General features: G+C 67.0%; 24 protein-coding genes. 12 read left to right on the forward strand and 12 right to left on the reverse strand.

The window, feature by feature from the left end; translation table 11 throughout:
• The first annotated feature begins 7 nt into the window (after positions 1-7).
• Genes METFAM1_RS0105225 through METFAM1_RS0105235 form a run of 3 tightly spaced genes read left to right on the forward strand, consistent with a single transcriptional unit; the run spans position 8 to position 4689 of the window.
• On the forward strand, positions 8-2728 hold the full coding sequence (locus tag METFAM1_RS0105225; RefSeq protein WP_019918544.1) for a cation-translocating P-type ATPase: 2721 nt from the start codon (positions 8-10) through the stop codon (positions 2726-2728).
• A gap of 30 nt (positions 2729-2758) precedes the next feature.
• The gene (locus METFAM1_RS0105230) at positions 2759-3694 is read left to right on the forward strand and encodes a universal stress protein (protein WP_019918545.1); all 936 of its coding nucleotides are present in this window, start codon (positions 2759-2761) and stop codon (positions 3692-3694) included.
• A complete protein-coding gene (locus METFAM1_RS0105235) occupies positions 3619-4689 on the forward strand; it encodes a calcium/sodium antiporter (protein ID WP_232419652.1) in 1071 nt (356 codons plus the stop codon). The genes METFAM1_RS0105230 and METFAM1_RS0105235 overlap by 76 nt, the downstream gene beginning before the upstream one ends.
• Positions 4690-4734: 45 nt before the next feature.
• Here METFAM1_RS0105235 and METFAM1_RS0105240 read toward each other — a convergent pair whose 3' ends face one another.
• Complete coding sequence (locus METFAM1_RS0105240) at positions 4735-5685, reverse strand: alpha/beta fold hydrolase (RefSeq protein ID WP_019918547.1); 951 nt, start codon at positions 5683-5685, stop codon at positions 4735-4737.
• A gap of 57 nt (positions 5686-5742) precedes the next feature.
• Positions 5743-6171, reverse strand: coding sequence for an organic hydroperoxide resistance protein (locus tag METFAM1_RS0105245; RefSeq protein ID WP_019918548.1), 429 nt, complete (start codon positions 6169-6171; stop codon positions 5743-5745).
• A 108-nt stretch (positions 6172-6279) separates the two neighbouring features.
• Between METFAM1_RS0105245 and METFAM1_RS0105250 the strand changes: the two genes are divergently transcribed.
• Both METFAM1_RS0105250 and yddG read left to right on the forward strand, forming a co-directional pair.
• Positions 6280-7116 (forward strand): AraC family transcriptional regulator, encoded by an 837-nt coding sequence (locus METFAM1_RS0105250; RefSeq protein WP_232419653.1) that lies wholly within the window; start codon positions 6280-6282, stop codon positions 7114-7116.
• 102 nt (positions 7117-7218) lie between these two features.
• Positions 7219-8124 (forward strand): aromatic amino acid DMT transporter YddG, encoded by a 906-nt coding sequence (gene yddG, locus METFAM1_RS0105255; RefSeq protein WP_024300486.1) that lies wholly within the window; start codon positions 7219-7221, stop codon positions 8122-8124.
• Positions 8125-8191: 67 nt separating this feature from the next.
• Here yddG and pqqA read toward each other — a convergent pair whose 3' ends face one another.
• Positions 8192-8266, reverse strand: coding sequence for a pyrroloquinoline quinone precursor peptide PqqA (gene pqqA / locus METFAM1_RS20530; RefSeq protein WP_008060153.1), 75 nt, complete (start codon positions 8264-8266; stop codon positions 8192-8194).
• A gap of 107 nt (positions 8267-8373) precedes the next feature.
• A complete protein-coding gene (locus tag METFAM1_RS0105260; protein WP_019918551.1) occupies positions 8374-9528 on the reverse strand; it encodes an Eco57I restriction-modification methylase domain-containing protein in 1155 nt (384 codons plus the stop codon).
• Positions 9529-9627: 99 nt separating this feature from the next.
• Here METFAM1_RS0105260 and pip point away from each other — a divergent pair, with 99 nt between their 5' ends.
• The 4 genes from pip to METFAM1_RS0105280 all read left to right on the forward strand — a co-directional run bounded on the left by pip (position 9628) and on the right by METFAM1_RS0105280 (position 13799).
• Positions 9628-10599 carry a prolyl aminopeptidase gene (gene pip, locus METFAM1_RS0105265; protein ID WP_019918552.1) on the forward strand — a complete coding sequence of 324 codons (972 nt, stop codon included), beginning with the start codon at positions 9628-9630 and terminating at the stop codon, positions 10597-10599.
• Positions 10596-11942 carry an ATP-binding protein gene (locus tag METFAM1_RS0105270; protein ID WP_019918553.1) on the forward strand — a complete coding sequence of 449 codons (1347 nt, stop codon included), beginning with the start codon at positions 10596-10598 and terminating at the stop codon, positions 11940-11942. Before pip ends, METFAM1_RS0105270 begins: the two co-directional genes overlap by 4 nt.
• 14 nt (positions 11943-11956) lie before the next feature.
• Entirely contained in the window at positions 11957-12595 is a 639-nt protein-coding gene (locus METFAM1_RS0105275; protein WP_019918554.1) for a response regulator, read from the forward strand.
• Positions 12596-12998: 403 nt separating this feature from the next.
• Positions 12999-13799 carry a S1 family peptidase gene (locus METFAM1_RS0105280; protein ID WP_024300487.1) on the forward strand — a complete coding sequence of 267 codons (801 nt, stop codon included), beginning with the start codon at positions 12999-13001 and terminating at the stop codon, positions 13797-13799.
• 60 nt (positions 13800-13859) lie between these two features.
• On the opposite strand, the gene METFAM1_RS0105285 is transcribed toward METFAM1_RS0105280, so the two are convergent.
• The 8 genes from METFAM1_RS0105285 to METFAM1_RS0105320 all read right to left on the reverse strand — a co-directional run bounded on the left by METFAM1_RS0105285 (position 13860) and on the right by METFAM1_RS0105320 (position 21301).
• Entirely contained in the window at positions 13860-16064 is a 2205-nt protein-coding gene (locus METFAM1_RS0105285; RefSeq protein WP_019918556.1) for a sodium-translocating pyrophosphatase, read from the reverse strand.
• A gap of 173 nt (positions 16065-16237) precedes the next feature.
• Complete coding sequence (locus METFAM1_RS0105290; RefSeq protein WP_019918557.1) at positions 16238-17494, reverse strand: 6-phosphofructokinase; 1257 nt, start codon at positions 17492-17494, stop codon at positions 16238-16240.
• A 5-nt stretch (positions 17495-17499) separates the two neighbouring features.
• Positions 17500-18153: an adenylate kinase gene (gene adk / locus METFAM1_RS0105295; RefSeq protein WP_019918558.1), complete on the reverse strand. Its 654-nt coding sequence runs from the start codon at positions 18151-18153 to the stop codon at positions 17500-17502.
• A 122-nt stretch (positions 18154-18275) separates the two neighbouring features.
• Positions 18276-19040 carry a 3-deoxy-manno-octulosonate cytidylyltransferase gene (gene kdsB, locus METFAM1_RS0105300; RefSeq protein WP_019918559.1) on the reverse strand — a complete coding sequence of 255 codons (765 nt, stop codon included), beginning with the start codon at positions 19038-19040 and terminating at the stop codon, positions 18276-18278.
• A gap of 17 nt (positions 19041-19057) precedes the next feature.
• On the reverse strand, positions 19058-19267 hold the full coding sequence (locus tag METFAM1_RS0105305; protein ID WP_020164379.1) for a Trm112 family protein: 210 nt from the start codon (positions 19265-19267) through the stop codon (positions 19058-19060).
• Entirely contained in the window at positions 19248-20255 is a 1008-nt protein-coding gene (lpxK, locus tag METFAM1_RS0105310) for a tetraacyldisaccharide 4'-kinase (protein ID WP_019918561.1), read from the reverse strand. Before lpxK ends, METFAM1_RS0105305 begins: the two co-directional genes overlap by 20 nt.
• Positions 20252-20680 (reverse strand): ExbD/TolR family protein, encoded by a 429-nt coding sequence (locus tag METFAM1_RS0105315; RefSeq protein ID WP_019918562.1) that lies wholly within the window; start codon positions 20678-20680, stop codon positions 20252-20254. The genes lpxK and METFAM1_RS0105315 overlap by 4 nt, the downstream gene beginning before the upstream one ends.
• Before the next feature lie 9 nt (positions 20681-20689).
• On the reverse strand, positions 20690-21301 hold the full coding sequence (locus METFAM1_RS0105320) for a MotA/TolQ/ExbB proton channel family protein (RefSeq protein ID WP_024300488.1): 612 nt from the start codon (positions 21299-21301) through the stop codon (positions 20690-20692).
• A 239-nt stretch (positions 21302-21540) separates the two neighbouring features.
• On the opposite strand from METFAM1_RS0105320, the gene xseA reads away from it, so the two are divergent.
• From xseA to METFAM1_RS0105335, 3 genes are all read left to right on the forward strand, one after another.
• A complete protein-coding gene (gene xseA / locus METFAM1_RS0105325; protein WP_019918564.1) occupies positions 21541-22899 on the forward strand; it encodes an exodeoxyribonuclease VII large subunit in 1359 nt (452 codons plus the stop codon).
• Positions 22900-22974: 75 nt separating this feature from the next.
• The gene (locus METFAM1_RS0105330) at positions 22975-23562 is read left to right on the forward strand and encodes a superoxide dismutase (RefSeq protein WP_019918565.1); all 588 of its coding nucleotides are present in this window, start codon (positions 22975-22977) and stop codon (positions 23560-23562) included.
• A 149-nt stretch (positions 23563-23711) separates the two neighbouring features.
• Entirely contained in the window at positions 23712-24101 is a 390-nt protein-coding gene (locus tag METFAM1_RS0105335) for a 4a-hydroxytetrahydrobiopterin dehydratase (protein ID WP_024300489.1), read from the forward strand.
• Positions 24102-24105: the final 4 nt, after the last annotated feature.

Consider the following 24105-nt stretch of genomic DNA (forward strand, 5'->3'; position numbering starts at 1 on the left):
GACCCTGATGAACACTTCCCACACCGACCCCACCGCCGACGCCACGGCTTGGCACGCATTGCCCGCAGACGAACTGCCGGCGCTGTTCGATGTGCAGGCGCAGTCGGGCCTGAGTCGCGCCGAAGCGGCCGCGCGCCTGGTTAAGCATGGCCCGAACCGCCTGCCCGAGGCGCCGAAGCGCCCGCCCTGGCTGCGCTTCCTGCAGCAGTTCCACAATCCGCTGATCTATGTGCTGCTGGTGGCTGGCGCGGTGACGCTGGCGCTGGGCGGCCACGTCGATTCGGCCGTCATCTTCGGCGTGGTGCTGATCAACGCGTTGATCGGCCACATCCAGGAAGGCAAGGCGGAGCGCGCGCTCGACGCGGTGCGCGGCATGCTCGCCGCGCGCGCCACGGTGCTGCGCGACGGCGAGCGCCACCAGGTCGACGCCGCGGATCTGGTGCCGGGCGACATCGTGCTGCTGGAATCCGGCGACAAGGTGCCGGCCGACCTGCGCCTGCTGCACGCGAAGAATCTGCGCGTGACCGAAGCCGCGCTGACCGGCGAATCGGCGCCGGTCGACAAGGACAGCGCGGCGGTGGCGGAAGCCGCTTCCATCGGCGACCGCCGTTCGATGTGTTACTGCGGCACGCTGGTCGCGCTCGGCCAGGCCAGCGGCATCGTGGTGGCGACCGGCGTCGGCACCGAAATCGGCCGCATCGGCACGCTGGTCGGTGAAGTGGAGACGCTGGCCACGCCGCTTACCCGCCGGCTCGACCAGTTCGCCCGCCAGATCACCGGCTTCATCCTGGTCGTTGCCACGCTGACCGTGCTGTACGGCCACTTCGTCGCGCAGATGCCGATGTTCGACCTCTTTCTCGCGGTGGTCGGCCTCGCCGTCGCGGCCATCCCCGAGGGCATGCCGGCGGTGGTGACCATCGTGCTCGCCATCGGCACCCGCACGATGGCGCGCAAGAAGGCCATCGTGCGCCGGCTGCCGGCGGTCGAGACGCTGGGTTCGGTCACCGTCATCTGCACCGACAAGACCGGCACGCTGACCCGCAATGAAATGACGGTGGTGCGGCTGCAGCTCGCTGACCGCGAGATCGCGGTCAGCGGCAGCGGCTACGCGCCGGAGGGTGGCTTCCACGTCGACGGAAAGCCGGTCGGCCCCGGCGATGTGCCCGCGCTGACGGCTGCGGCCCGCTGCGCGCTGCTGTGCAACGACGCGCAGATCCGCCACGACGGCGACGCCGGCTGGACGCTGATCGGCGACCCGACCGAAGGCGCGCTGGTCGCCTTCGCCCGCAAGGCCGGACTGGACCCGCAGGACGAGGCGCAGCACTTCCCGCGCATCGACGCCATCCCCTTCGAGTCGGAGCGCCAGTTCATGTGCACGCTTCACCGCGACCACGCGGGCCACGCGGGCCACGCTTTCCTGCTGCTGAAGGGCGCGCCGGAGCGGGTGCTGGCGCTGTGCGCGACGCAGTACGGCGGCGCGCCGCTCGACCACGACTGCTGGACGGCGGCGATCGCGCGCGCCGGTGGTGCGGGCGAGCGCGTGCTGGCGCTAGCGCAGGCGCCCTTCCCCGGCGAGCGGAATTCGGTCGAATTGCAGGACATCGACACCCGCTTCGAACTGATCGGTCTGGTCGGCATCATCGACCCGCCGCGCGAAGAGGCGATCGCCGCGGTGGCGCAGTGCCGCGAGGCGGGCATACGGGTGAAGATGATCACCGGCGACCACGCGGTCACCGCGGCCGCCATCGGTCAGCAGCTGGGTCTCGCGGCCGAACGCACGCTGACCGGCGACGTGATCGGCACGCTGGACGCCGCGGCGCTGCGTGAGCGGGCGCTCGACACCGACGTAATCGCGCGCGCCAGCCCGGAACACAAGCTGCGGCTGATCGAGGCCTTGCAGGCCGAAGGTCACCTGGTTGCGATGACCGGCGACGGCGTAAACGACGCGCCGGCGCTGAAGTCGGCCGACATCGGCGTGGCGATGGGCGGCAAGGGCACGGATGCGGCGCGCGAGGCATCGGACCTGGTGCTCACCGACGACAACTTCGCCACCATCGCGCGCGCGGTGCGCGAGGGCCGCGTCGTGTTCGACAACATCAAGAAGTCGCTGATGCACATGCTGCCGACCAATGGCGGCGAGGCCGGCGTCATCCTGCTGGCCATCTTCGCCGGCCTGCCGCTGCCGGTGACCGCCGGCCAGATCCTGTGGGTGAATACGGTCACCTCGGTCACGCTGGCGCTGTCGCTCGCCTTCGAGCCGGCCGAGCAGAACGTGATGTCGCACGCGCCGCGTCCGCCACAGGAGCCCATCGTCACCCGCGCGCTGGGCCTGCGCATCCTGTTCGTCATTGCGCTGATGGTGGCGACCACCTTCACCGTGTTCAACTGGGAGCTGGCGCGCGGCAGCAGCATCGAACTGGCGCGCACCGCCGCGGTGAACATGATTGTCGTGTGCGAACTGTTCTACCTGTTCAACGTGCGCCATTTCACCCGTCACGCCTTCCGCCTGGAAACACTGACTGGCAACCGCGTGGTGCTGCTGGTCAGCGCCATCCTGATCGTGCTGCAACTGCTGTTCACCTATGCCGCACCGATGCAGCAGCTGTTCAGGAGCGCCGCGCTGGACCTGTCGTCATGGACGGTAATTCTCGGCCTCGGCGCCGCCGTGTTTCTGGCGGTCGAAATCGAGAAAGCCGTCCTTCGCCACTTCCGCGTGGCCCGGCTGTGAGCCGGCACGCATTTTTCGGGGAGACCACGCATGCCTCAGCTTCAACGCATCATCGCCGCGACCGATCTGTCGCCCTCGTCGCTCGACGCCGTCGATCGCGGCTTCGAACTGGCCAGCCGCAGCGGCGCGCACTACACGCTGGTGCATGCGCTCGGCCTCGACGCGCTCGGACCGCTGCGCAACCTGCTTGGCGACCAGGCTGAAATCGTCGCCGAGAAGGCGCTACAGCACCAGTACGACGCGCTCGCCGCGATCGCCGGCGACGCGCTGCACAATCGCGGCGTGGTCGCGGAACTGAAGGTCGAAGCCGGGCTGGCGACCCAGTTCCTGCCCGCTTACGCCGCGTCGGTGCAGGCCGATCTGGTCATTGTCGGCGCGCGGGGCGAGAGCGTGCTGAGCCGGCTGTTCCTTGGCTCGACCGCGTCGCGCCTGCTGCGCAAGAGCAGCAGTCCGGTGCTGGTGGTGAAGAAGCCCTGCACCGCACCGTACCGGCGCGTACTGGTGCCGGTCGACTTCTCGCCGGGTTCGCTGGCCGCCATCCGCATGGCGCGCCACGTGGCGCCCGAGGCCGATCTGCTGCTGCTGCACAGTTTCGACGTGCCGTTCGAAGGCATGCTGCAGTACGCCGGCATTTCTCAGGACCTGATCAACGGCTACCGGGCAGAAGCACGCGAGCGCTCGCTGCGCCTGCTGCACGAGCTGGCCGAGCGCGCCGGGCTGGAGCGCAGCCTGTACACGGTGATGGTCGAGCACGGCAACGCGTCGCGCCACATCCTGGACGTTCAGTCGCAGCGCAACTGCGACCTGATCGCGATGGGCAAGCACGGTACGCACGTGACCGAAGAACTGCTGCTCGGCAGCGTGACCAAGCATGTGCTGTCGGAGGCCGATTGCGACGTGCTGGTGGTGATCGACCGCCGCGGGCCGACCGAGATTCCGGCGATGCCGGGCGAGGACTTCGTCTGACCGCCGGGCTGACGCTGCACCCGGCCCTCGTTTTCGTTGCCGGGCTGGTGATCGTGCTGGCCGGCGCCGAAATGGTGCTGCGCGGCGCGTCGCGTGTGGCGGTGCGGCTGCGTGTGCCGCCGATACTGATCGGGCTCACCGTGGTGTCGGTCGGCACCAGCGTGCCCGAACTGGCGGTCGGCATCACCGCGGTCGCCGAAGACAAGGGGCCGCTGGCGGTCGGCAATATCGCCGGCACCAACATCCTGAACATCCTGTTCATCCTCGGCCTGAGCGCGCTGATGCGACCGCTGCCGACGCGCATGCTCAGCGTGCGGCTCGACGTGCCGGTGATGATCGCCGCCGCGCTGGCGCTGATCGCGATGGCCTGGGACGGGCGGCTGGACCGCAGCGAGGGTGTGGTGCTGCTGATCGGCGCGGTGCTGTACACGGCGGCGCTGGTGCGGCTCAGCCGCGAGGAAAGCGCGGCGATGCAACGCGAGTTCGCGCGCGAGGTGGCCGACGTGATGCCCGCGACGCTGCGTTCGGCGCGGCTGTTCATGGCGTGGAATTCGGCACTGCTGCTGGCCGGCATGGCGCTCACGCTGTTCGGAGCCGACCTGCTGGTGAATGGCGCGTCGAGCATCGCGCGCACCTACGGCGTGTCGGACGCCTTCATCGGACTCACCATCGTCGCCATCGGCACCTCGGCGCCCGAGCTTGCGACCACCGTGCTGTCGACGCTGAAGAACGACCGCGATGTGGCGATCGGCAACCTGATCGGCAGCAGCATTTACAACATCCTGGTCATCCTCGGCCTGACCATGACCATCGCGCCACATGGCATCGAGGTCGGCAGCGACGTGCTGCGCATCGACCTGCCGCTGGCCGCACTGGTGGCTATCGTGTGCCTGCCGGTGTTCCGCAGCGAGCGCCGGGTGTCGCGCACTGAAGGCGGACTTTTCGTCAGCGCCTACCTGATCTATCTGTCGCTGCTGCTGTTCGTCCGTCACTGAAAGACAAAACCCGGCCCGCTGCGCGGGACCGGGTTGCGTGCTGCCTTACTTGCGCAGGAAGTCCAGCAGGTCCTGGTTCAGCTTGTCCTTGTGCGTATCGGTGATGCCGTGCGGCGCACCCGGATAGACGATCAGTTCGGCGTTGCGGACCAGCGCGGCCGAGGCCTTTCCGGACAGGTCGAGCGGCACGATCTGGTCGTCGTCGCCGTGGATCACCAGCGTCGGCACGTCGAACTTCTTCAGGTCGGCGCGGAAGTCGGTGGCCGAGAACGCCGCGATCGAGTCGTAGGTGTTCTTGTGCCCCGCCTGCATGCCCTGCGCCCAGAAGGACTGGATCAGCCCCTGCGACGGCTTGGCACCGGGCCGGTTGTAGCCGTAGAACGGACCCGACGCGATGTCCAGATAGAGCTGCGAGCGGTTGTCGATCGACGCCTTGCGGATGCCGTCGAACACCTCGATCGGCAGACCGCCCGGATTGTCGGCGGTCTGCAGCATCAGCGGCGGCACCGCACTGACCAGCACCGCCTTCTTCACCCGGCTGGTGCCGTGACGGCCGATGTAGCGGGCCACCTCACCGCCCCCGGTGGAGAAGCCGACCAGCGTGGCGCCCTTCAGGTCCAGCGCCTGGATCACCGCGGCCAGATCGTCGGCGTAGTGGTCCATGTCGTTGCCGTCCCACGGCTGCGACGAGCGGCCATGGCCACGCCGGTCATGCGCCACCACACGGTAGCCCTGCGACGCGAGGAAGAGCATCTGTGCTTCCCAGCTGTCGGAACTGAGCGGCCAGCCGTGGCTGAACACGACGACCTGGCCGTTCTTCGGGCCCCAGTCCTTGTAGTAGATCTGCACGCCGTCACGCGTGGTGACGTAGTTTTCGGTCTTCTTGACCGCGACAGACTGACGGGCGACGGGCTTGGCCGCTTCGGCGGCGAAGGTCGGTGCGGCAAGCGCGGCGGCAAGTACGGACAGGGCGAGGGTGCGGCGGACTGCATTCATGATGGATTCCTTTCAAGTAACGGGTTGGGGACGGTGGCTATCCGTCAGGCCGATGACTCAGTCGGCGATGACCAGGGTGACGTCGATGTTTCCGCGGGTGGCGTTCGAGTACGGGCACACGATGTGCGCCTTCTCGACCAGCGACTCGACCTGTTCGCGCGGCAGGCCCGGCACGGCGATGGTCAGTTCGACCTCGATGCCGAAGCCGGTCGGGATGGCGCCGATGCCGACGCGACCGGTGATCTGCGTGTCGGCGGGCAGCGCGACCTTGTTCTGGCCGGCGACGAACTTCAGCGCGCCGAGGAAGCAGGCCGAGTAGCCGGCGGCGAACAGCTGTTCGGGATTGGTGCCGGGGCCGCCGGCGCCGCCCAGTTCCTTCGGCGTCGACAGCTGAATATCGAGCACGCCGTCGGACGACGCGGCGCGGCCTTCGCGGCCACCGGTTGCAGTGGCTTGGGCGGTGTAGAGAACCTTTTCGATCGACATGATGAACTCCTGTGCAGTGAGAGGGGTTTGCGTCAGTGCCTGTTGGCAGGACGAACTTTGCGCCGATTGGCAAGACCATACGCAACGTATAATCCTGAAAACTTACCTTTGAGTATCCAGGCCATGGTCGACCGCCTCGAAGCCCTGCTGGAGCATTTCTCGGTCAGCGCCCGCGTGTTCAACACCGGTGCGCTGTGCGGCATCACCGAACTGGACGCCGGCGACAGCGGCCGCATGCATCTCGTGCGCGCCGGCGAGGTGGCCATCCACCATCCCGCCGGCATCGAGCACGTGACCCGGCCCAGCCTGCTGCTGTTTCCGCGACCGACGCCCTACCGCTTCGTCACCGATGCCGAGCGTGGTGCCGACTTCGCCTGCGCACGGCTGCACTTCTCCGGCGGTGCGGCCAATCCGATCGCGTCGGCGCTGCCCGACTTCAGCTGCCTGGCGCTGGACGACATCCTCGGTGCGAAGCCGGTGCTCGACCTGCTGTTCGACGAGGCGTCGCACGAGTACTGCGGCCGGCAGGCGGTGCTCGACCGCCTGTTCGAGGTGGTGCTGGTGCAGGTGCTGCGGCACCTGATGGAAGGCGGCCAGACCGGCGCCGGCATGCTGGCCGGGTTGTCGCACCCTCGCCTGCGTTTGGCACTGGTGGCCATGCACGAGAGCCCGGCGCAGGAATGGACGCTGGACACGCTGGCCGAGCGCGCCGGCATGTCGCGCAGCGTGTTCGCCAACGCGTTCCGCGACACCGTGGGCTGCACGCCCGGCGCCTACCTGCAGCGCTGGCGCATCGGCATCGCGCAGCGCGCCTTGCGCCAGGGCCGCGCGCTGAAGCTGATCGCCGACGACGTGGGCTATGCCGGCGAGGCGGCGCTGTCGCGCGCCTTCAAGACGCAGACGGGGCTGTCGCCGCGGCAGTGGCGCAACGCTCAGGGCGGCTGACGGCTAAGGCGAGCGACCGGTCAGCTGCATCGCCGTAGTTTCAGAATAGGAAACTTTGTTTCCTCTGCTAGCATTCGGCCGCATCGTCCCGTCTTCGCCTCCATGTCCGTCCGTCCCGTCTCTCGCGCGGCCACGCTCTGCGGTCTTGCCGCCATCCTGTTGTGGAGCACGATGATCGGCCTGGTGCGCAGCATCAGCAACGCGCTCGGGCCGGTGGTCGGCGCGGCAGCGATCTACACGGCGGGCGCGATCTTCCTCTGGCTGCTGTTCCGCCCCGCTTCGCCGGGCGGCGCGCGCCCGGTCTATCTGCTGCTGGGCGGCGCCCTGTTCGTCGCCTATGAACTGTGTCTGTCGCTGTCGCTCGGCCTGGCAATCGACGACGCACAGGCGATGGAGCTGGGCATCGTCAATTACCTGTGGCCCTGCTTCACCATCCTGTTCGCGGTCGCAATGAACGGGCAGCGCCTGCGCCCGTGGATAGCGCCGGGACTGGTGCTCTGTCTGAGCGGAATCATCCGGGTGGTGGGCGGGGGGAAGGCGTGGTCGCTGTCCTCGCTGTCGGCTGGCGTGGCGTCGAATCCGTTGGTGTATACGCTGGCCTTCGCTGGCGCGCTGCTGTGGGCGCTCTACTGCAATGTGACCCGTCGGCTGGCCGACGGCTACAACGGCGTCACCGTGTTCTTCTCGGCGACGGCGGCTGCGTTGTGGGGGCTGGCGGTGCTGGGCGGAGAGCCACTGCCGGTGCCGTCTGCACAGATCTGGTTTGAGGTGGCCGCTGCTGGAGCGGCTCTGAGCGCGGGCTACGCGCTGTGGAATGTCGGCATGCTGGGCGGCGACATGCCGCTGCTTACCACCGCGTCTTACGCGGTACCGTTGCTGTCGACCGCATTCGCCGCCGTGTGGCTGGGGGCGCCGCTCACGCCACCGTTCTGGCAGGGCGCGGCGCTGGTGACGGCCGGATCGCTGCTGTGCTGGCGCGCCACTCGTCCCCGCCCCGCGGGCGGCTGACAGAAACCGGGCGTACAAAACAAAAAAGCGGGCAATGCCCGCTTTTTTGTTTGCTCAAGCGCTGAAATCAGCGGTTGGCGACGTACATGGTGATTTCGAAGCCGAAACGCAGGTCGGTGGCCTTCGGGGTTTCCCAGTTCATGGCAGTCTCCTGATGGTGGTTCGTTGGCTCACTGCGAAATGCAGTGCATGGATCGAATACTGCGCCGGTCCGGTACGGCCCACCTCGTGCCACTCTGGAAAGACGACTCAGGATTTTCTTGAGCGCAGCGTTTCGAACACGTCGGGCAGCATGCAGGTCTGCAGGCTGCGCTGCGAGAACAGGAAGCGGCCGTCGCAGACGAAACCCAGTTCCTGCCAGTCCACGGCGTCGTTGAGCAGCTCGGCGGCGCGTGCCAGATCCGCCACTTCGGGGCGGGCGAACAGCGCCAGCACCGAGCCGTCGTAGTGCGTGCAGTCGTGCAGGAAGAAGGGGCGCGGCTTGCGCGTCTTGCCATTCACGTAGATGCGCGGGCCCCCCGAGCGGTGGTGCAGACGCCCCCACTGCCACCAGTTGTGCTCGCCGAACTCGCGCACGCGCCGTGCCAGCAGCCGCGGCTTGTGCTGCTCCAGCCAGTCGTTGCGCACATCGAAGAAGGCGCGCCGTGTGCGGCCGGTATCGACGGTGCTGGAACAGACGAACTCCACATTGCCCTGCGGGTGCACGAAGATGTCGTCCGCCCCGGACACGGCGCCGACCCGAACGTCGAACAGCGAAGCCAGCGGCACGCCGTAATCGCCTCGCAGGAACATGAGCTGGCCGCGTTCGCAGTGGAAGCGCCGCCCGTCGCTCATGCGCCGGTCCATGCGCCCCTTCTCGAAACGGAATACCGCGCAGTTCGGCACATAGGGGCCGAACACGCGGCTGTCGCCAGTCTCGATGAAGTCGGTAATGCTGCCTTCGGCGAACAGCCAGTCATTCAGCCGGCGCGCGGCGGTCAGCTTGATGAAATCGCGCGGCACGATGAAAATCAGTTCGCCACCCGGTTTCAGATGACGCACGCACTTCTCGATGAAGAAGAGATAGAGGTTGCTGCGGCGGTCGAACAGATCGCTGCGCAGCTGTGCCCGCGTGTCCGCCTGGATGTCCTGGTGCCGCACATACGGCGGATTGCCGATCACGGTGTCGAATTGCTGGTCGACCGGGTAGGCGAAGAAATCCATCACCTGCGCGCCGGCCGGCGCCACCGTCGGATCGATCTCGATGGCCACGCACCCCGGAATGCGCGACGCGAATGCGCCGTTACCGGCCGACGGTTCAAGCGTGCGGCCGCGGTTGCGGCGCAGCGCCAGCATGCGTTCGACGACATCGTCGCGGGTGAAGACCTGTCCCAGGATCTCGACCCGGTGGTTCCTTTCGTTCATGGCGCCATTGTCCCATGGCTCCCATGTGCCGGCGCAGCATGTGTGCCGCCCACGCATGGGCTACCATCAGCGCCCCGCACCCACACCCGGCCCTGCCCCATGCTGCATGCACCGATGGAACCCTTCGATCACGGCTGGCTCGACGTCGGCCAGGGCCATCGCGTCTATTACGAACAGTGCGGCAATCCGCAGGGCAAGCCGGCGCTCTACCTGCACGGCGGCCCGGGTTCGGGTTGTTCGCCGCGCCAGCGCCGCTTCTTCGATCCGGCGGTGTACCGCGCCGTGCTGTTCGACCAGCGCGGCTGCGGCCGCAGCACGCCGCTGGGCGATACCGCGCACAACCACAGCGATGCGCTGATCGCCGACATCGAGGCGCTGCGCCGCCACCTGGGCATCGAGCACTGGCTGGTATTCGGCGGCTCCTGGGGCGCGACGCTGGCGGCGACCTATGCCGCCCGCCACCGCGAGGCCTGCAGCGGCGTGCTGCTGCGCGGCCTCTTCCTCGGCGGGCGCGCGGATATCGACTGGTTCTTTGACGGCGCCGCCGCACTGGCGCCGGAAGCGCACGACGCCTTCATGCAGACGGTGCCTGCGCGCTGGCGCAGCCGTGTCGTCGTCTGGCTGGACCGGGTGTTCTCGTCCGGCGACAGCGCGCGCATCGACCGCGCCGTACTGGCCTGGCGCGCCTGGGAGCATGCGCTCGGCGCGTGGCCGGAACGCAGCGTGCCGACCGAACCGACGGCGGACGAATGGCCGCTGCTGCACGCCCGCTATCGCGTGCAATCGCACTATCTGGCGCACCGCTGCTTCATCGGCGAAGCGAAGGTGCTGGACGCGATCGCCCGCCTGCACGGGCTGCCGGTCGCCTTCGTGCACGGCACCAACGACCTGATCTGCCGACCGCAGAACGCCTGGCGCGCGCACCGCACGCTGGCGGGCAGCCGGCTGGCCTGGGCACAGGGTGCCGGTCACGACCCCTTCCATCCGGCCAGCCTCAAGCTGCTCGGGTCGGCGCTGGCCGCGCACGCGCGTGACGGACATTTCGACGCTTGGCCGGGAGAACCGTCGTGAGCCTCCGACTGAAGCTGAACCTGCTGATCGCCGCCGTCATCCTGACCTTCACCAGCACCATGCTGTCGATGGAGCTGATGGGCACGCGGCGCGCCGTCAGCGAGGAGATCGAGGCGGCGAACCGGGTGGCCACCCAGCTGCTGTCACGCGTGGCACTGGTCTACGCCAACATGGGTTCGCCTGCGCTGGTCGATTTCCTGTATCGCCTCGGTCGCGTGCGCGCCACCGAAATCCATCTGGTCGACAGCAACGGCGTGATGCTCTACACCTCGCCGCCCTCGCCCTACAAGGCCGGCCGCGACGCACCCGAGTGGTATTCGAACGCGATACTGCCCAAGCGCCCGCGCCAGGAGATTACGCTGAACGACGGCGCGCGACTGGTGGTCGAGGCCGACGCTTCGCGCGCCATCCTCGATGGCTGGGACGAGGCGGTGCAGTTGCTGATCGCCGGCTCGATCGCGCTGTTGCTGGGCAACGGCATCGTGTTCTGGCTGGTCGGCCGCGAAACCCGTCCGTTCAACACCATCGTGCGCGGACTCGAACACATGCGCGCCGGCGACTACCACACCCGGCTACCGCAACTTCCAGGCAAGGAGGCCAGTTCGATGGCTCAGGCCTTCAACCGGATGGCGCAGGCGATCGAGGACAATATGAACGCCCGCCAGGAGGCGCTCGAAGCACGCAGCAATCTGGAGGAAAACCGCGAACTGACGCAGTTCATCCAGAGCCGCATCGAAGAGGAAAGGCGCGACATCGCGCGCGAACTGCACGACGAAATGGGCCAGGCGGTCACCGCGATCAAAAGCATGGGCCTTTCGATCGCCCGGCGCGACGCCCAGTCCGATCCGCGCAGCGCCGAGGCGGCCAACCTGATCGTCGAGACGGCCAATCACCTCTACGACGTGATGCACAGCATCATCCCGAAACTGCGACCGCTGGCGCTGGACAATCTCGGGCTGGAGGATGCGTTGGAAGATCTGGTGTCGGAGTGGCGGCGCCATCACCCGGACATGCAGTTCGATCTGCGGATGCAAGACCTGCCGGAGGCGCCGGGCGACTCCTTCAAGCTGGCCGCCTACCGCATCGTGCAGGAAGCGGTGACCAATGCGCTGAAGCACGCCAACGCGCGGAAAATCATGATTTCGCTGCACGGCTCGGAACGGTCGCTGGAGGTATCGGTCGAGGACGATGGCGCCGGGCTCGAACAAGGCTGGGCACAGAAGCGCGGACACCACGGCGTGCGCGGCATGCGCGAACGCGCGCAGGCGCTCGGCGGCGAACTTGAACTGCAGTCGCGCGACGATGGGGGTACCCGGGTGTTTGCGCGACTGCCGATGGATTGAGGGGGAGAACAACAATGGGACCGATCAAGGTCATGCTGGTGGACGACCACGCGGTCGTCCGCATGGGATTCAAGCTGCTGCTCGCCGCCTGCGAGGACATCGAGGTGATCGGCGAAGCCGACAGCGGCGAAGTGGCCTACCAGCGCTACACCGAACTGAAGCCGGACGTGATCGTGATGGATCTGTCCATGCCCGGCATGGGCGGCATTGAGGCCGTGCGGCGACTGACCGCGCGCGACAAGGGCGTGCGCATCCTGGCGCTGTCGGCGCACGAGGACACGGCGCATCCGAAGCGGGTGCTGAAGGCCGGTGCCACCGGTTACCTGTCGAAGCGCGGCGCGCCGGAGGCGCTGATCGACGCGGTGCGCACGGTGGCCGCCGGCCGCATGTATCTGGACGCAGAAATCGCGCAGAAGCTGGCGATGCAGGACGTGACCGGCACGCAGAATCCGGTCGAGGCGCTGTCGGAGCGTGAGTTCGAGGTATTCATCCACCTCGCCCGCGGTCAGTCGGTGAACCAGATCGCCGAAACGCTGCACCTGTCGACCTCGACCGTCGGTACCCATCTTTACAACGTCAAGCAAAAACTCGGCGCGTCCAACCAGGCCGAGCTGACGCTGATTGCACTTCGCAACGGCCTGATCGAGGCCTGATCGCACTCTGCAACAGATGCATCGCACCAGGCCGGTGCGATGCCTGTGGCTGCAGTGCTTCATTTTCGGTCACGACCTTCCACATTCCGGCCATCCGGACGTCGCGTCGTCGTACGCCCGACCCGCGACGATCTCCCGCATCGAGGCCACCGTCTTTTGTTGCAACGCAACATCGGGAAGCTTTCCCGATGCGGGTTTCCACGTCGTCGTGCCCGCAACAGCACCGTCCCCCACGTCCGCCGCAGCGCCTGAAGCGCCCTTCCTCGACGGCGCTGGCACGCTTCTCGCTGATACCGCTCGTCAGCTGACACACCATAAACCTCATATCTACACAGCCATGTTCCGTTAGTCAGTCATCGCCAGCGGGTCCATGAAGGCCCCGCAAGCCGGCAAGGAGATCGTCATGCGTGCCCTTGGATTGCTGTTCTTGCTCACCGTCGCTCAGGCTTCACACGCCAGTGCTGAGCGATACATCCAGTTGTCGATGCACGTGGTGAAAGTACTTGCCGCGAACGCAGACGGACGCATCAACACCGGAACCGGCGTGCAGATCGACGACACGCACGTGATCACCAACTGTCACGTGGTCGGCATCGCCACCAACGTGATCGTGGCCCGCGGCAGCAGCGGCGTGCCGGCGCAGGCCAGTTCGGTCGATCCGCGCCACGACCTGTGCGTGATGACTACGCCGCACGCGATGGGCCGACCGGTAGACATGGCCACCTCGCGCACACTGAAGGTCGGCGACACGGTGCATGCGGTCGGCTTCTCCGGCGGCAAGGCGCTGTCGATGAGCGACGGCCAGGTGACCGCGCTGCACGAGATGGATGGCGCGCTGGTGATCGAAACCGACGCCTCCTTCCAACAGGGCGCGTCCGGCGGCGCGCTGTTCGACGCCGACGGCCGTCTGGTCGGCGTGCTCACCTTCTTCATTCCGGGCATGAAACGCCACTTCGCCGTGCCGGTGGAATGGGTGCACAGCGGCATCGCCGCGTCAGGACTCCCCTTGCGCGACGCCACCCCGCCGTTCTGGGCCGCCGCCGACGAGGACAAGCCCTACTTTCTGCGCGCCATCCAGCACGAGAACGACGGCGACTGGGGCCGTCTGCAGGCGGTGGCGAAGGAATGGGTGGAAGCGGAGCCGAACAACAGCGCGGCGATCAAGGCTGCGGTGCGCGCCAGCCAGCTGCCGCCGCTGCGCTAAACGACCGGCACAAAAAAGCCGGCCCCGCAGGGCCGGCTTTTTTTCGTCCCGACACAGGCCTTACCGGGTCTGGGTCAGTTGTTGCACTTGAGCTTGCGACTGAGACAGCTGCACCACCTGCTCCACCTGTATCGCCTGGGCGGTCGGTTGCACCGGCGTGGCGGCGTGCGTCGCACCGGTGGCCGACGGCAGCAGCGGCACGATGAGCAGTGCGACGATGTTGATGATCTTGATCAGCGGGTTCACCGCCGGGCCGGCCGTGTCCTTGTACGGGTCACCCACGGTGTCGCCCGTCACTGCGGCCTTGTGCGCCTCGGAGCCCTTGCCGCCGAAGTGACCATCCTCGATGTACTTCTTGGCGTTGTCCCAGGCGCCACCGCCGGTAGTCATCGAAATGGCGACGAACAGGCCGGTCACGATGGTGCCCATCAGCACACCGCCCAGCGCCTGCACGCCGGCCTGCGGCCCCATCAGGAAGGCGATGCCGAAGGCGACGACGACCGGCACCAGCACCGGCAGCAAGGAAGGAATCATCATTTCCTTGATCGCCGCCACGGTCAGCATGTCGACCGCGCGTGAGTAGTCCGGCTTGGCCGTGCCTTCCATGATGCCCGGGATCTCCTTGAACTGGCGTCGCACCTCGACCACCACCGCGCCAGCGGAACGGCCGACCGCTTCCATCGCCATCGCGCCGAACAGGTAGGGAATCAGGCCGCCGATGAAGAGGCCGATGATGACCGCCGGATTGGCCAGATCGAAGGCGACGCTGTGGCCCACCGCCTCCAGCGCGTGCGTGTAGTCGGCGAACAGCACCAGCGCGGCCAGACCGGCCGAGCCGATGGCGTAGCCCTTGGTCACCGCCTTGGTGGTGTTGCCGACGGCGTCCAGCGGGTCCGTCACCGCGCGCACCGAATCCGGCAGTTCCGACATTTCGGCGATGCCGCCGGCGTTGTCGGTGATCGGGCCGTAGGCGTCGAGCGCGACGATGATGCCGGACATGCTGAGCATCGAGGTCGCCGCGATCGCGATGCCGTACAGGCCGCCCAGCGTGTAGGCCGCCCAGATCGCCGCGCACACCGCCAGCACCGGCCAGGCGCACGATTTCATCGACACGCCGAGGCCGGCGATGATGTTGGTGCCGTGGCCGGTGGTCGAGGCCTCCGCGATGTGCTTGACCGGCTTGAAGTCGGTGCCGGTGTAGTACTCGGTGATCACCACCATCAGGCCGGTCAGCACGAGGCCTACGACCGCCGCGCCGTACAACCGCATCTGCGCACCGTCGTAGATGCCCATCGACGCATTGAGCGCATCGTCGGGCATCAGCATCGTGGTGAGCGGGTAGAACGCGATCAGCGCCAGCACACCGGCGACGATGAGGCCGCGGTAGAGGCCGTTCATGATCTTCTGGCCCGGCTTGGTCTTGACGAACATGCAGCCGATGATGGACGCGATGATCGAGAAGCCGCCCAGCGCCAGCGGGTAGATCACCGCCGCCTCGGCATTCGACTTCAGCATCAGCGCCCCAAGCAGCATGGTCGCCACCGTCGTCACCGCGTAGGTTTCGAACAGGTCGGCCGCCATGCCCGCGCAGTCGCCGACGTTGTCACCGACGTTGTCGGCGATCACCGCCGGGTTGCGCGGATCATCTTCCGGAATGCCGGCTTCGACCTTGCCCACCAGGTCGGCACCGACGTCGGCCCCCTTGGTGAAGATGCCGCCGCCCAGACGGGCGAAGATCGATATCAGCGACGAGCCGAAACCGAGGCCGATCAGCGGATGGATGATCTGGTCTATGGTCGCGTCATGCGCCGCCGAGCCCTTCAGGATCGCGTAGTAGCCTGCCACCCCCAGCAGGCCCAGGCCGACCACCAGCATGCCGGTGATGGCTCCGCCGCGAAAGGCGACGTCAAAGGCTTCGGAAATGCCCTTGCGCGCGGCTTCCGCCGTACGCACGTTGGCGCGGACCGACACGTTCATGCCGATGTAGCCGGCTGCACCAGAGAGCACCGCGCCGATGACGAAACCGGCCGCGGTGGACATGCCCAGGGTGACTGCGAGGAGGATGGTCAGGACGACACCGACGATGGCGATCGTGCGGTACTGACGGTTGAGATAGGCCTTCGCCCCTTCCTGCACGGCGTCGGCAATCTCTCGCATTCGAGGATTGCCGGAAGGTTGGGCAAGGATCCACTTGCTGGATACGGCGCCATACACGATGGCCACCACTGCGCACACGAGTGCGAACCACAGACCGAACGACGACATCACCCCTCCTCTTGTTTTGACTGCGTGCAACGAAAGGGCGGCGCCGTGACCCCGCCCCGGAAGCAGCGAGCAACCTTGTGGGTTGCCGGACACGCGCCCCTGCGGCGCCTGCCCTGGTATGTCATCCGCACGCCGGGGAGCGTGCGGCTACAAGCGGTGCGTCTTCGACCCGGTCAGCCCTGGAACGGCGGCAGCGTGCGCGGCACGCTTTCGTTCTTCAGGCTGACATAGGCCGGCAGTCCATTCACGTAGGGCGGATAGTCCTCACCTTCGATCAGGGGCTGCAGGTATTTCCGGCAGGCGTCGGTGATGCCGAAGCCGTCGTCGGAAATGAAATGCCTGGGCATCATCTTCTCGCGGTTCGCAACGTCCTGCAGTTGCGCCACGTCAATCTTCCATGCATACGGCGTGTCGGACACGCGCACGATGGCGGGCATGACCGCGTTGCGGCCCTCGATCGCCAGCTCGACCGCGCGGCGGCCGAGCGCATAGGCCTGCTCGGCATCGGTACCCGACGCGATGTGGCGACCACTGCGCTGCAGGTAGTCCGGCAGCGCCCAGTGGTATTTGTGGCCGAGCTTCGTCTTGATCAGTTCGGCGATCTGCTGACCGACGCCGCCCAGCTGGGCATGACCGAAGGCGTCGCGCGTGCCCGACTCGGCCAGCAGCTTGCCGTCGGCGCCACGCAGGCCCTCGGACACCGCGATGGCGCAGAAGTCGTGCTCGCGCACGCAGGCGTCGACGCGCGCCAGAAAGGCCGCTTCGTCGAACGGAATTTCGGGGAACAGCAGGATGTGCGGCGCCTCGGCCGGCGTACGCGCGGCGAGACCCGCCGCAGCGGTGATCCAGCCGGCATGGCGGCCCATCACTTCCATCACGAATATCTTGGTGGACGTACGTGCCATCGAAGCGACGTCCAGACCGGCTTCCATCATCGACACCGCGACATACTTCGCGACCGAACCGAAGCCCGGGCAGTTGTCGGTCTCGACCAGATCGTTGTCGACGGTCTTCGGAATGCCGACGCAGGTGAGCGGGTAATGCAGCTTTTCCGCGATCTGCGACACCTTCCACGCGGTGTCCATCGAATCGTTGCCGCCGTTGTAGAGGAACCAGCGGATGTCGTGCGCGCGGAACACCTCGATCAGCCGCTCGTACTGCGCGCGGCTTTCTTCGAGGCCCTTCAGCTTGTAGCGGCAGGAACCGAAAGCGCCGCCCGGCGTGTGACGCAGGGCGGCGATGGCCGCGTCGCTTTCCAGCGAGGTGTCGATCAGGTCTTCGTGCAGCGCACCGAGGATGCCGTTGCGCCCGGCGAACACCTTGCCGATCACGTCGCCATGCTCACGCGCCGCCTGGATGACGCCGCAGGCGGTCGCGTTGATGACCGCCGTAACGCCACCGGACTGCGCGTAGAACAGGTTTGCAGCCATGCAGATCAGGCCAGCGCGTCGAAGGCGCGCTGTTTCACTTCATCGACCGGACCGACGCCGGAGATGGCGCGGTACTTCGGTGCGCCCGGCTCGCCGCGCTGCGCCCAGCCGGAGTAGTACTCGACCAGCGGACGCGTCTGCGAGTGATAGACGTCGAGGCGCTTGCGCACCACTTCCTCGCGGTCGTCGTCGCGCTGCACCAGCGGTTCGCCGGTCACGTCGTCGATGCCCTCGACCTTGGGCGGGTTGAACACCACGTGATAGGTGCGGCCCGAGGCGATGTGGGCGCGACGGCCGCTCATGCGGGTGATGATGTCCTGGTCCGGCACCTGGATTTCGAGCACGAAGTCGATCGGCACGCCGGCCGCCTTCATCGCGTCGGCCTGCGGAATCGTGCGCGGGAAGCCGTCGAACATGTAGCCCGCCTTGCAGTCGTCTTCCTTCAGGCGGTCCTTGACCAGGTTGATGATGAGGTCGTCCGACACGAGGCCGCCGGCGTCCATCACCTTCTTCGCCTCGATGCCCAGCGGCGTGCCGGCCTTGACGGCGGCGCGCAGCATGTCGCCGGTGGAAATCTGCGGGATGTTGAAGCGTTCCTTGATGAAGGTCGCCTGAGTGCCTTTGCCTGCGCCCGGCGGGCCCAGAAGTATGAGACGCATGTCCTCTCCTGATGTGAGTCTGTTTTTTGGATTCTGGTGGAACAGTGCGCGCGCCGCGGCAAACGCAATGCCAGCGGGCGCGACGTTACCGCCAACGGGAAGCGCGGTCAAACGGCAATGCGTCAGACCGCGCCGGTGGAAAACAGCGCGCGCACGCGCTCGAGATCTTCCGGCGTATCGACACCGGCATGCGGCATCGGTACGTCACCGACGACGCGGATGCGATAGCCGTGCCACAGCGCACGCAGCTGTTCGAGTGCCTCGACCTGCTCCATCGGCGCCGGATCGAGGCGCGCGTTGCGCTGCAGGAAGCGCACGCGGTAGGCGTAGATGCCGATGTGGCGTTGCGCGCCCAGCGCGGCCGGCAGCGCGTCGCGCGAGGTGGCGAAATCGTCGCGCGCCCAGGGAATCGGCGCGCGCGAAAAATACAACGCGCGACCGTGGACGTCGCAGATCACCTTGACCACCGCCGGATTGAAGAAGTCGGCCGCTTCGGTGATCGCGCTGCTGGCGGTGGCGATCGACGACTCCGGATCCTGATCGAGCGCGAGCGCCACCTTGCGGATCAGGTCGGGATCGATCAGCGGTTCGTCGCCCTGCACATTCACGACGACAGTGGCCGGCGACCAGCCCAGCTTGTCCGCCACTTCGGCGATGCGGTCGGTGCCGGTCGCGTGATCGCTGCGCGTCATCACCGCCTCGTAGCCGTGGGCACGCACCGCATCGGCAATGCCCTCGTGGTCGGTGGCGATCACCAGCGCCTCAGCGCCGCTCTGCGCCGCGCGCTGCGCCACGCGCACGACCATCGGCAGACCGCCGATGTCGAGCAGCGGTTTGCCCGGCAGCCGGGTCGATGCGTGGCGGGCGGGAATGACGACCTTGAACATGATGAACTCCCCGTCGCTCAGCCGTTGCGGCCAGCCGGCTCGCGCAGCGCAGCGACTTCTTCCTCGCTCATTTCACGTGCTTCGTCTTCGAGCATGACCGGAATGCCGTCGCGGATCGGATACGCCAGGCGGCTGGCCTTGCACTGCAGCTCGTTGCGGGCACGGTCGAGCACCAGAGGTGCCTTGGTGACCGGACAGACGAGAATTTCAAGAAGACGTGGATCCATGCTTCAACTCCGCTAGACGGGTCGCGATGTAACCCGCCAGATCAGGGTCGAGGTGTGCCTCGACCGGCAATACCCACATCGGGGTGTCCGACAATCCGTAACATTTTACCGCGTCCTTCTCGGTCAGCAGCAGCGCATCGCAGTCGGGGAAGGCGAGGTCCTGCGACGAATACACGTGATGATCGGGAAACGGATGCGCGACGAAGTCGAGTCCGAGCGCGCGCAGGTAATCGAAAAAGCGCGCCGGCTCGCCGATGCCGGCCACCGCATGCAGGCGCAGGCCACGCAGATCGGCCGCCGTCGCCTGCTGTTCCGGCCGATCGAGCCGATGGAAGCGCTCGCCGTGCAGGCGCATGCGGAAGGCGGTGCGGACAACCTCAGGTGGCGTCGACAAGCCGTTCAGCACCACCGCGTCGACCGTGCGCAGCCGTGCGATCGATTCGCGCAAGGGCCCTGCCGGCAGATGGAAACCGTTCATGACGCCACGCCTGTCCAGTACCGCAATCTCAACGTCGCGCGCCAGCGCGTAGTGCTGCAGCCCGTCGTCGCACAGCACGAGGTCGCACTCCGGATGTGCCGACAGCCCGGCGCGCGCCGCCTCGGCACGACGGCGACCGACCCACACCGGCAGGCCGCTGCGCCGCGCCAGCAGCACGGGTTCGTCGCCAGATTCGGTGACATCGGCCCGGGCGCCGACCTCATGCACGGCATCGGCGCGACCGCCGTAGCCGCGCGTGACGATCAGCGGGCGCCAGCCACGCTCGGCCAGCGCACGCGCCAGATACAGGGTGAGCGGCGTCTTGCCCGCACCGCCGGCGATGATGTTGCCGACCACGACGACCGGCACCGGCAGACGCTCGGCCTGCAGCAGGCCTGCGCTGAATGCGGCGCGGCGCATTGACGAGACAAGACGGAAGAGCAGCGACAGCGGCCACAGCAGCCAGGCCGCGACGCCGCGGCTGCGCCACAGCGCGGGCGCGGTGCTCATCGGCCGCCGGACGCGTCGGACTGGGTGGCGAAGGAAATGCCGGCGATGCCGGCGCGCTGCGCTGCCTGCATCACGTCGATCGACGACTGCAGCCGCGCGTCCTTGTCGGACGAGATGATGACCACCGGCTCCTGCTTGCCCGACGCCGCCTTCGCCAGCGCCTCGGCCAGCGCGTCGGCGTTGCCGGCCGCCACTGGCAGGCGGTTGATCAGGATGTCGCCGCGTGCGGTGATGAGCACATTGATCTCGCGATCGGTCACCTCCGCTTCGGGTGCTTCGGCGCTGGGCAGCGTGATTTCGAGGCCGGCAGTCTTCGAGTAGGTGGTGGTCACCATCAGGAAGATGAGGATGACCAGCAGCACGTCGATCAGCGGAATCAGGTTGATTTCGAGCTCTTCACGCCCGCGGCCGCGTCGGAAATTCATCGGGCGTCCTTACTTCGCGGCACGCTCGCCATGCACCACCTCGACCAGCTTGATCGCCTGCTGCTCCATATCGACGATGAAGTCGTCGACGCGACCGCGGAAGTAGCGGTGGAAGATCAGCGCCGGAATCGCCACCAGCAGACCGAAGCCCGTGTTGTACAGCGCGATGGAGATGCCGCTGGCCAGTTGCTGCGGATTGCTGCCGGTGGCGGTCTGCGAACCGAAGATTTCAATCATGCCGACCACCGTGCCGAACAGGCCCATCAGCGGCGCCGCTGCAGCGATCGTGCCGAGCGTGGTCAGATAACGTTCGAGGTCGTGCGTGACCGCACGCCCTTCCTCCTCGATCGCCTCCTTCATCACTTCGCGCGAACTGCGCACATTGCGCAGGCCGGCGGCCAGCACGCGGCCCAGCGGCGAGTGCGCGGCCACGCGGCGTATCATGTCGGCGTTCGGCTGACCGCCCTTCAGGTCGGTGGCGATGGATTCGAGCAGCCCCGGCGGCACGACCTTGCTTCGACGCAGACTGGCCAGACGTTCGATGATCAGCGCGACGGCGATGACGGAGGCGGCAATCAGCGGCCAGATCGGCCAGCCGGCCGCGCGGATGATCTCAAACACGTAGAGCCCCTTCGTGAACAAGCGGCGAACTGTAGCCTGCACGACGAGGGGCGGCAACCCTGGGACATCGCCGGCGATGCGGCCGACGAGGTTATCCACAGAAATTGTGGATAACTGTGTGGGTTTTGTCTGAGCGGCTTTGCTAACTCGCCTCGGGGTAAGCGTTTTCCTTACGCCGATCAAAAATTAAGCTTCCATGACAGCCGCGTCGGTGTCGCCGACGTCGCGAAAATCGATTCATGAATACAGTCAACGAAGACAGCAAGGGCTCTGTCGCCATCACCGTGTCGGAGCTCGCACGACGCGCGCGTCTCGCGCTGGAGCGCGAGTTTCCGGTGCTCTGGGTCAGTGGCGAGCTGTCCGGTGTGACACGGGCCGCGTCAGGCCATCTTTACTTCTCGCTGAAGGACGAAGCAGCGCAGCTGCGCTGCGTCATGTTCCGCAGCCGCAGCCAGCTGCTGCCCTTCGAACCGAAGGCGGGACTGCGGGTAGAGGTGCGCGCCCAGGTATCGCTGTACGAAGCGCGCGGCGATTTTCAGCTCACCGTCGACGCGATGCGCCGCGCCGGAGTCGGCGATCTGTACGAAGCCTTCCTCCGGCTGAAGGCGCAACTCGCGGCCGAAGGCCTGTTCGACGCCGCGCGCAAGCGCCCGCTGCCGGCCCTGCCCGCCCGGCTAGCCATCGTCACCTCACCGGGCGCGGCGGCACTGCGCGACGTGCTGGCGGCGCTGGCAAGGCGCGCACCGCATCTGGAGATCGTGCTGCTGCCCTGTCTGGTGCAGGGCGTGGACGCCCCGCGACAGATCGCCACCGCGATCGGTCAGGCCGGCGGCGTCGACGCCGAGGTCGTGCTGCTGGTGCGCGGCGGAGGTTCCGCCGAGGACCTGGCCGCCTTCAACGACGAGCGGGTGGCGCGCGCCATCGCCGCCTGTCCGCTGCCGGTGGTCAGTGGCGTCGGCCACGAAACCGATTTTTCGATCGCCGACTTCGTCGCCGATGTGCGCGCAGCGACACCGACCGCGGCCGCCGAACTGGTCAGCGCGGGTCACGTCGAAGCGGCGGCCCGCTTGCGCACGCTGAGTACCCGCCTCGCCCGGGCGCTGCGCGCCCGGCTCGATGCGCACGGACAGAAACTCGACGACCTCGCCACCCGACTGCGGCCGCCTGCAAGGCAGATGGACATCGCACACGACAGGCTGCATGGCCTTTACGACAGGCTGCGTCGCGCCCACGCGACACAGCTGACACAGGCGCAGCGGCGGGCCGAAGCACTGGCGATGCGCCTGCGGCTCGCACGCCCGACGCAGGCGATGCGACAGGCCACCCTGTCGCGGCTGGCAGAACAGCTGCGCCACGCCATGCACGCCCGTCTGGATCACGCCCGCCAGCGCGCGCACCTCGGTACGACGCAACTCGCTCAGCTCGATCCGACCGCAGTGCTGTCACGCGGCTACTCCATCGTGCGCGACACCGAGGGCCGCATCGTCCGGGACGCAGCCACGCTGATGCACAGGCAGCCACTGCGCATAGACTTTGCTCGCGGCCACGCGGACGTCGAAGTCAGTCATTCATACCCGGATTCCGGCGCCGCCGACTGACTTGCCTTGTGCTGACCGATGGCCGGCCATACACTCATGGACTTGGCTTTGAACCGACCGACTGGGAGAAAAAACATGGAACACACCCTGCCTCCGCTGCCCTACGCGCTCGACGCACTGGCACCGCACATTTCGCGTGAAACGCTGGAATTTCACTACGGCAAGCACCATCAGGCTTACGCCACCAACCTGAACAACCTGATCAAGGGCACCGAGTTCGAGAACCTCGACCTCGAGGCCATCGTCAAGAAGGCCCCGGCTGGCGGCGTGTTCAACAACTCGGCCCAGATCTGGAACCACACCTTCTTCTGGAACAGCATGAAGCCCGCCGGCGGCGGCGCACCGAGCGGCGCACTGGCGGCCGCGATCGACGCCAAGTGGGGCAGCTTCGACGAGTTCAAGAAGGCCTTCAAGACCTCGGCCGTCGGCAACTTCGGCTCAGGCTGGACCTGGCTGGTCAAGAAGGCTGACGGTACGCTGGACATCGTGAACACCACCGGCGCCGGCACCCCGCTGACCTCCGACGCCAAGCCGCTGCTGACCATCGACGTGTGGGAGCACGCCTACTACATCGACTACCGCAACCGTCGCCCGGATTTCGTCGACACCTTCCTCGCCAGCCTGGCGAACTGGGACTTCGCCGCCGCGAACTTCGCGTCCTGAGCGATCGCCGGAGCCGCAGGCTCCGGCATGAATCCCGCGCGCGCTGCACGGCCCGGCTCGTCTGGTGCATGCAGCGCGTTTTTTCATTCCGGCTTACGCAACGCATGCAGCTTGCAGTGGTCGGAGTGGCGTTACTCAAGGAGACCGATATGTCGCAGTGGAGAAAAGCCGGCCCGAACGAAGCCTTCACGCCGGAGGAAATCGATGCCCGCCTGAAGGCCGAACTGCCGAAGTGGTATTACGAGGACGGCTGGATCCGCCGCAAGTACAAGACCAGCGGCTGGAAGGGCACGCTGATGGTGGTGAACACGGTCGGCCACCTCGCCGAGGCGGCCTTCCATCATCCTGATCTCGCGGTGTCCTACGCTTTCGTGATCGTCAAGCTGATGAATCACGAGGCCAAGGGCGTGACCGAGCGCGACTTCCAGCTGGCGAAGAAGATCGAGGACGTGATCATGTGGCAACCGGGCGCGGAAGAAGGCAGCGCGCTGGCAGGCACTCCGGACGACCCGCGCTTCAAGTACATCAAGTACGACTGATCGC

It is taken from the genome of Methyloversatilis discipulorum, assembly GCF_000527135.1.
GTDB classification, from domain to species: Bacteria; Pseudomonadota; Gammaproteobacteria; order Burkholderiales; family Rhodocyclaceae; genus Methyloversatilis; species Methyloversatilis discipulorum.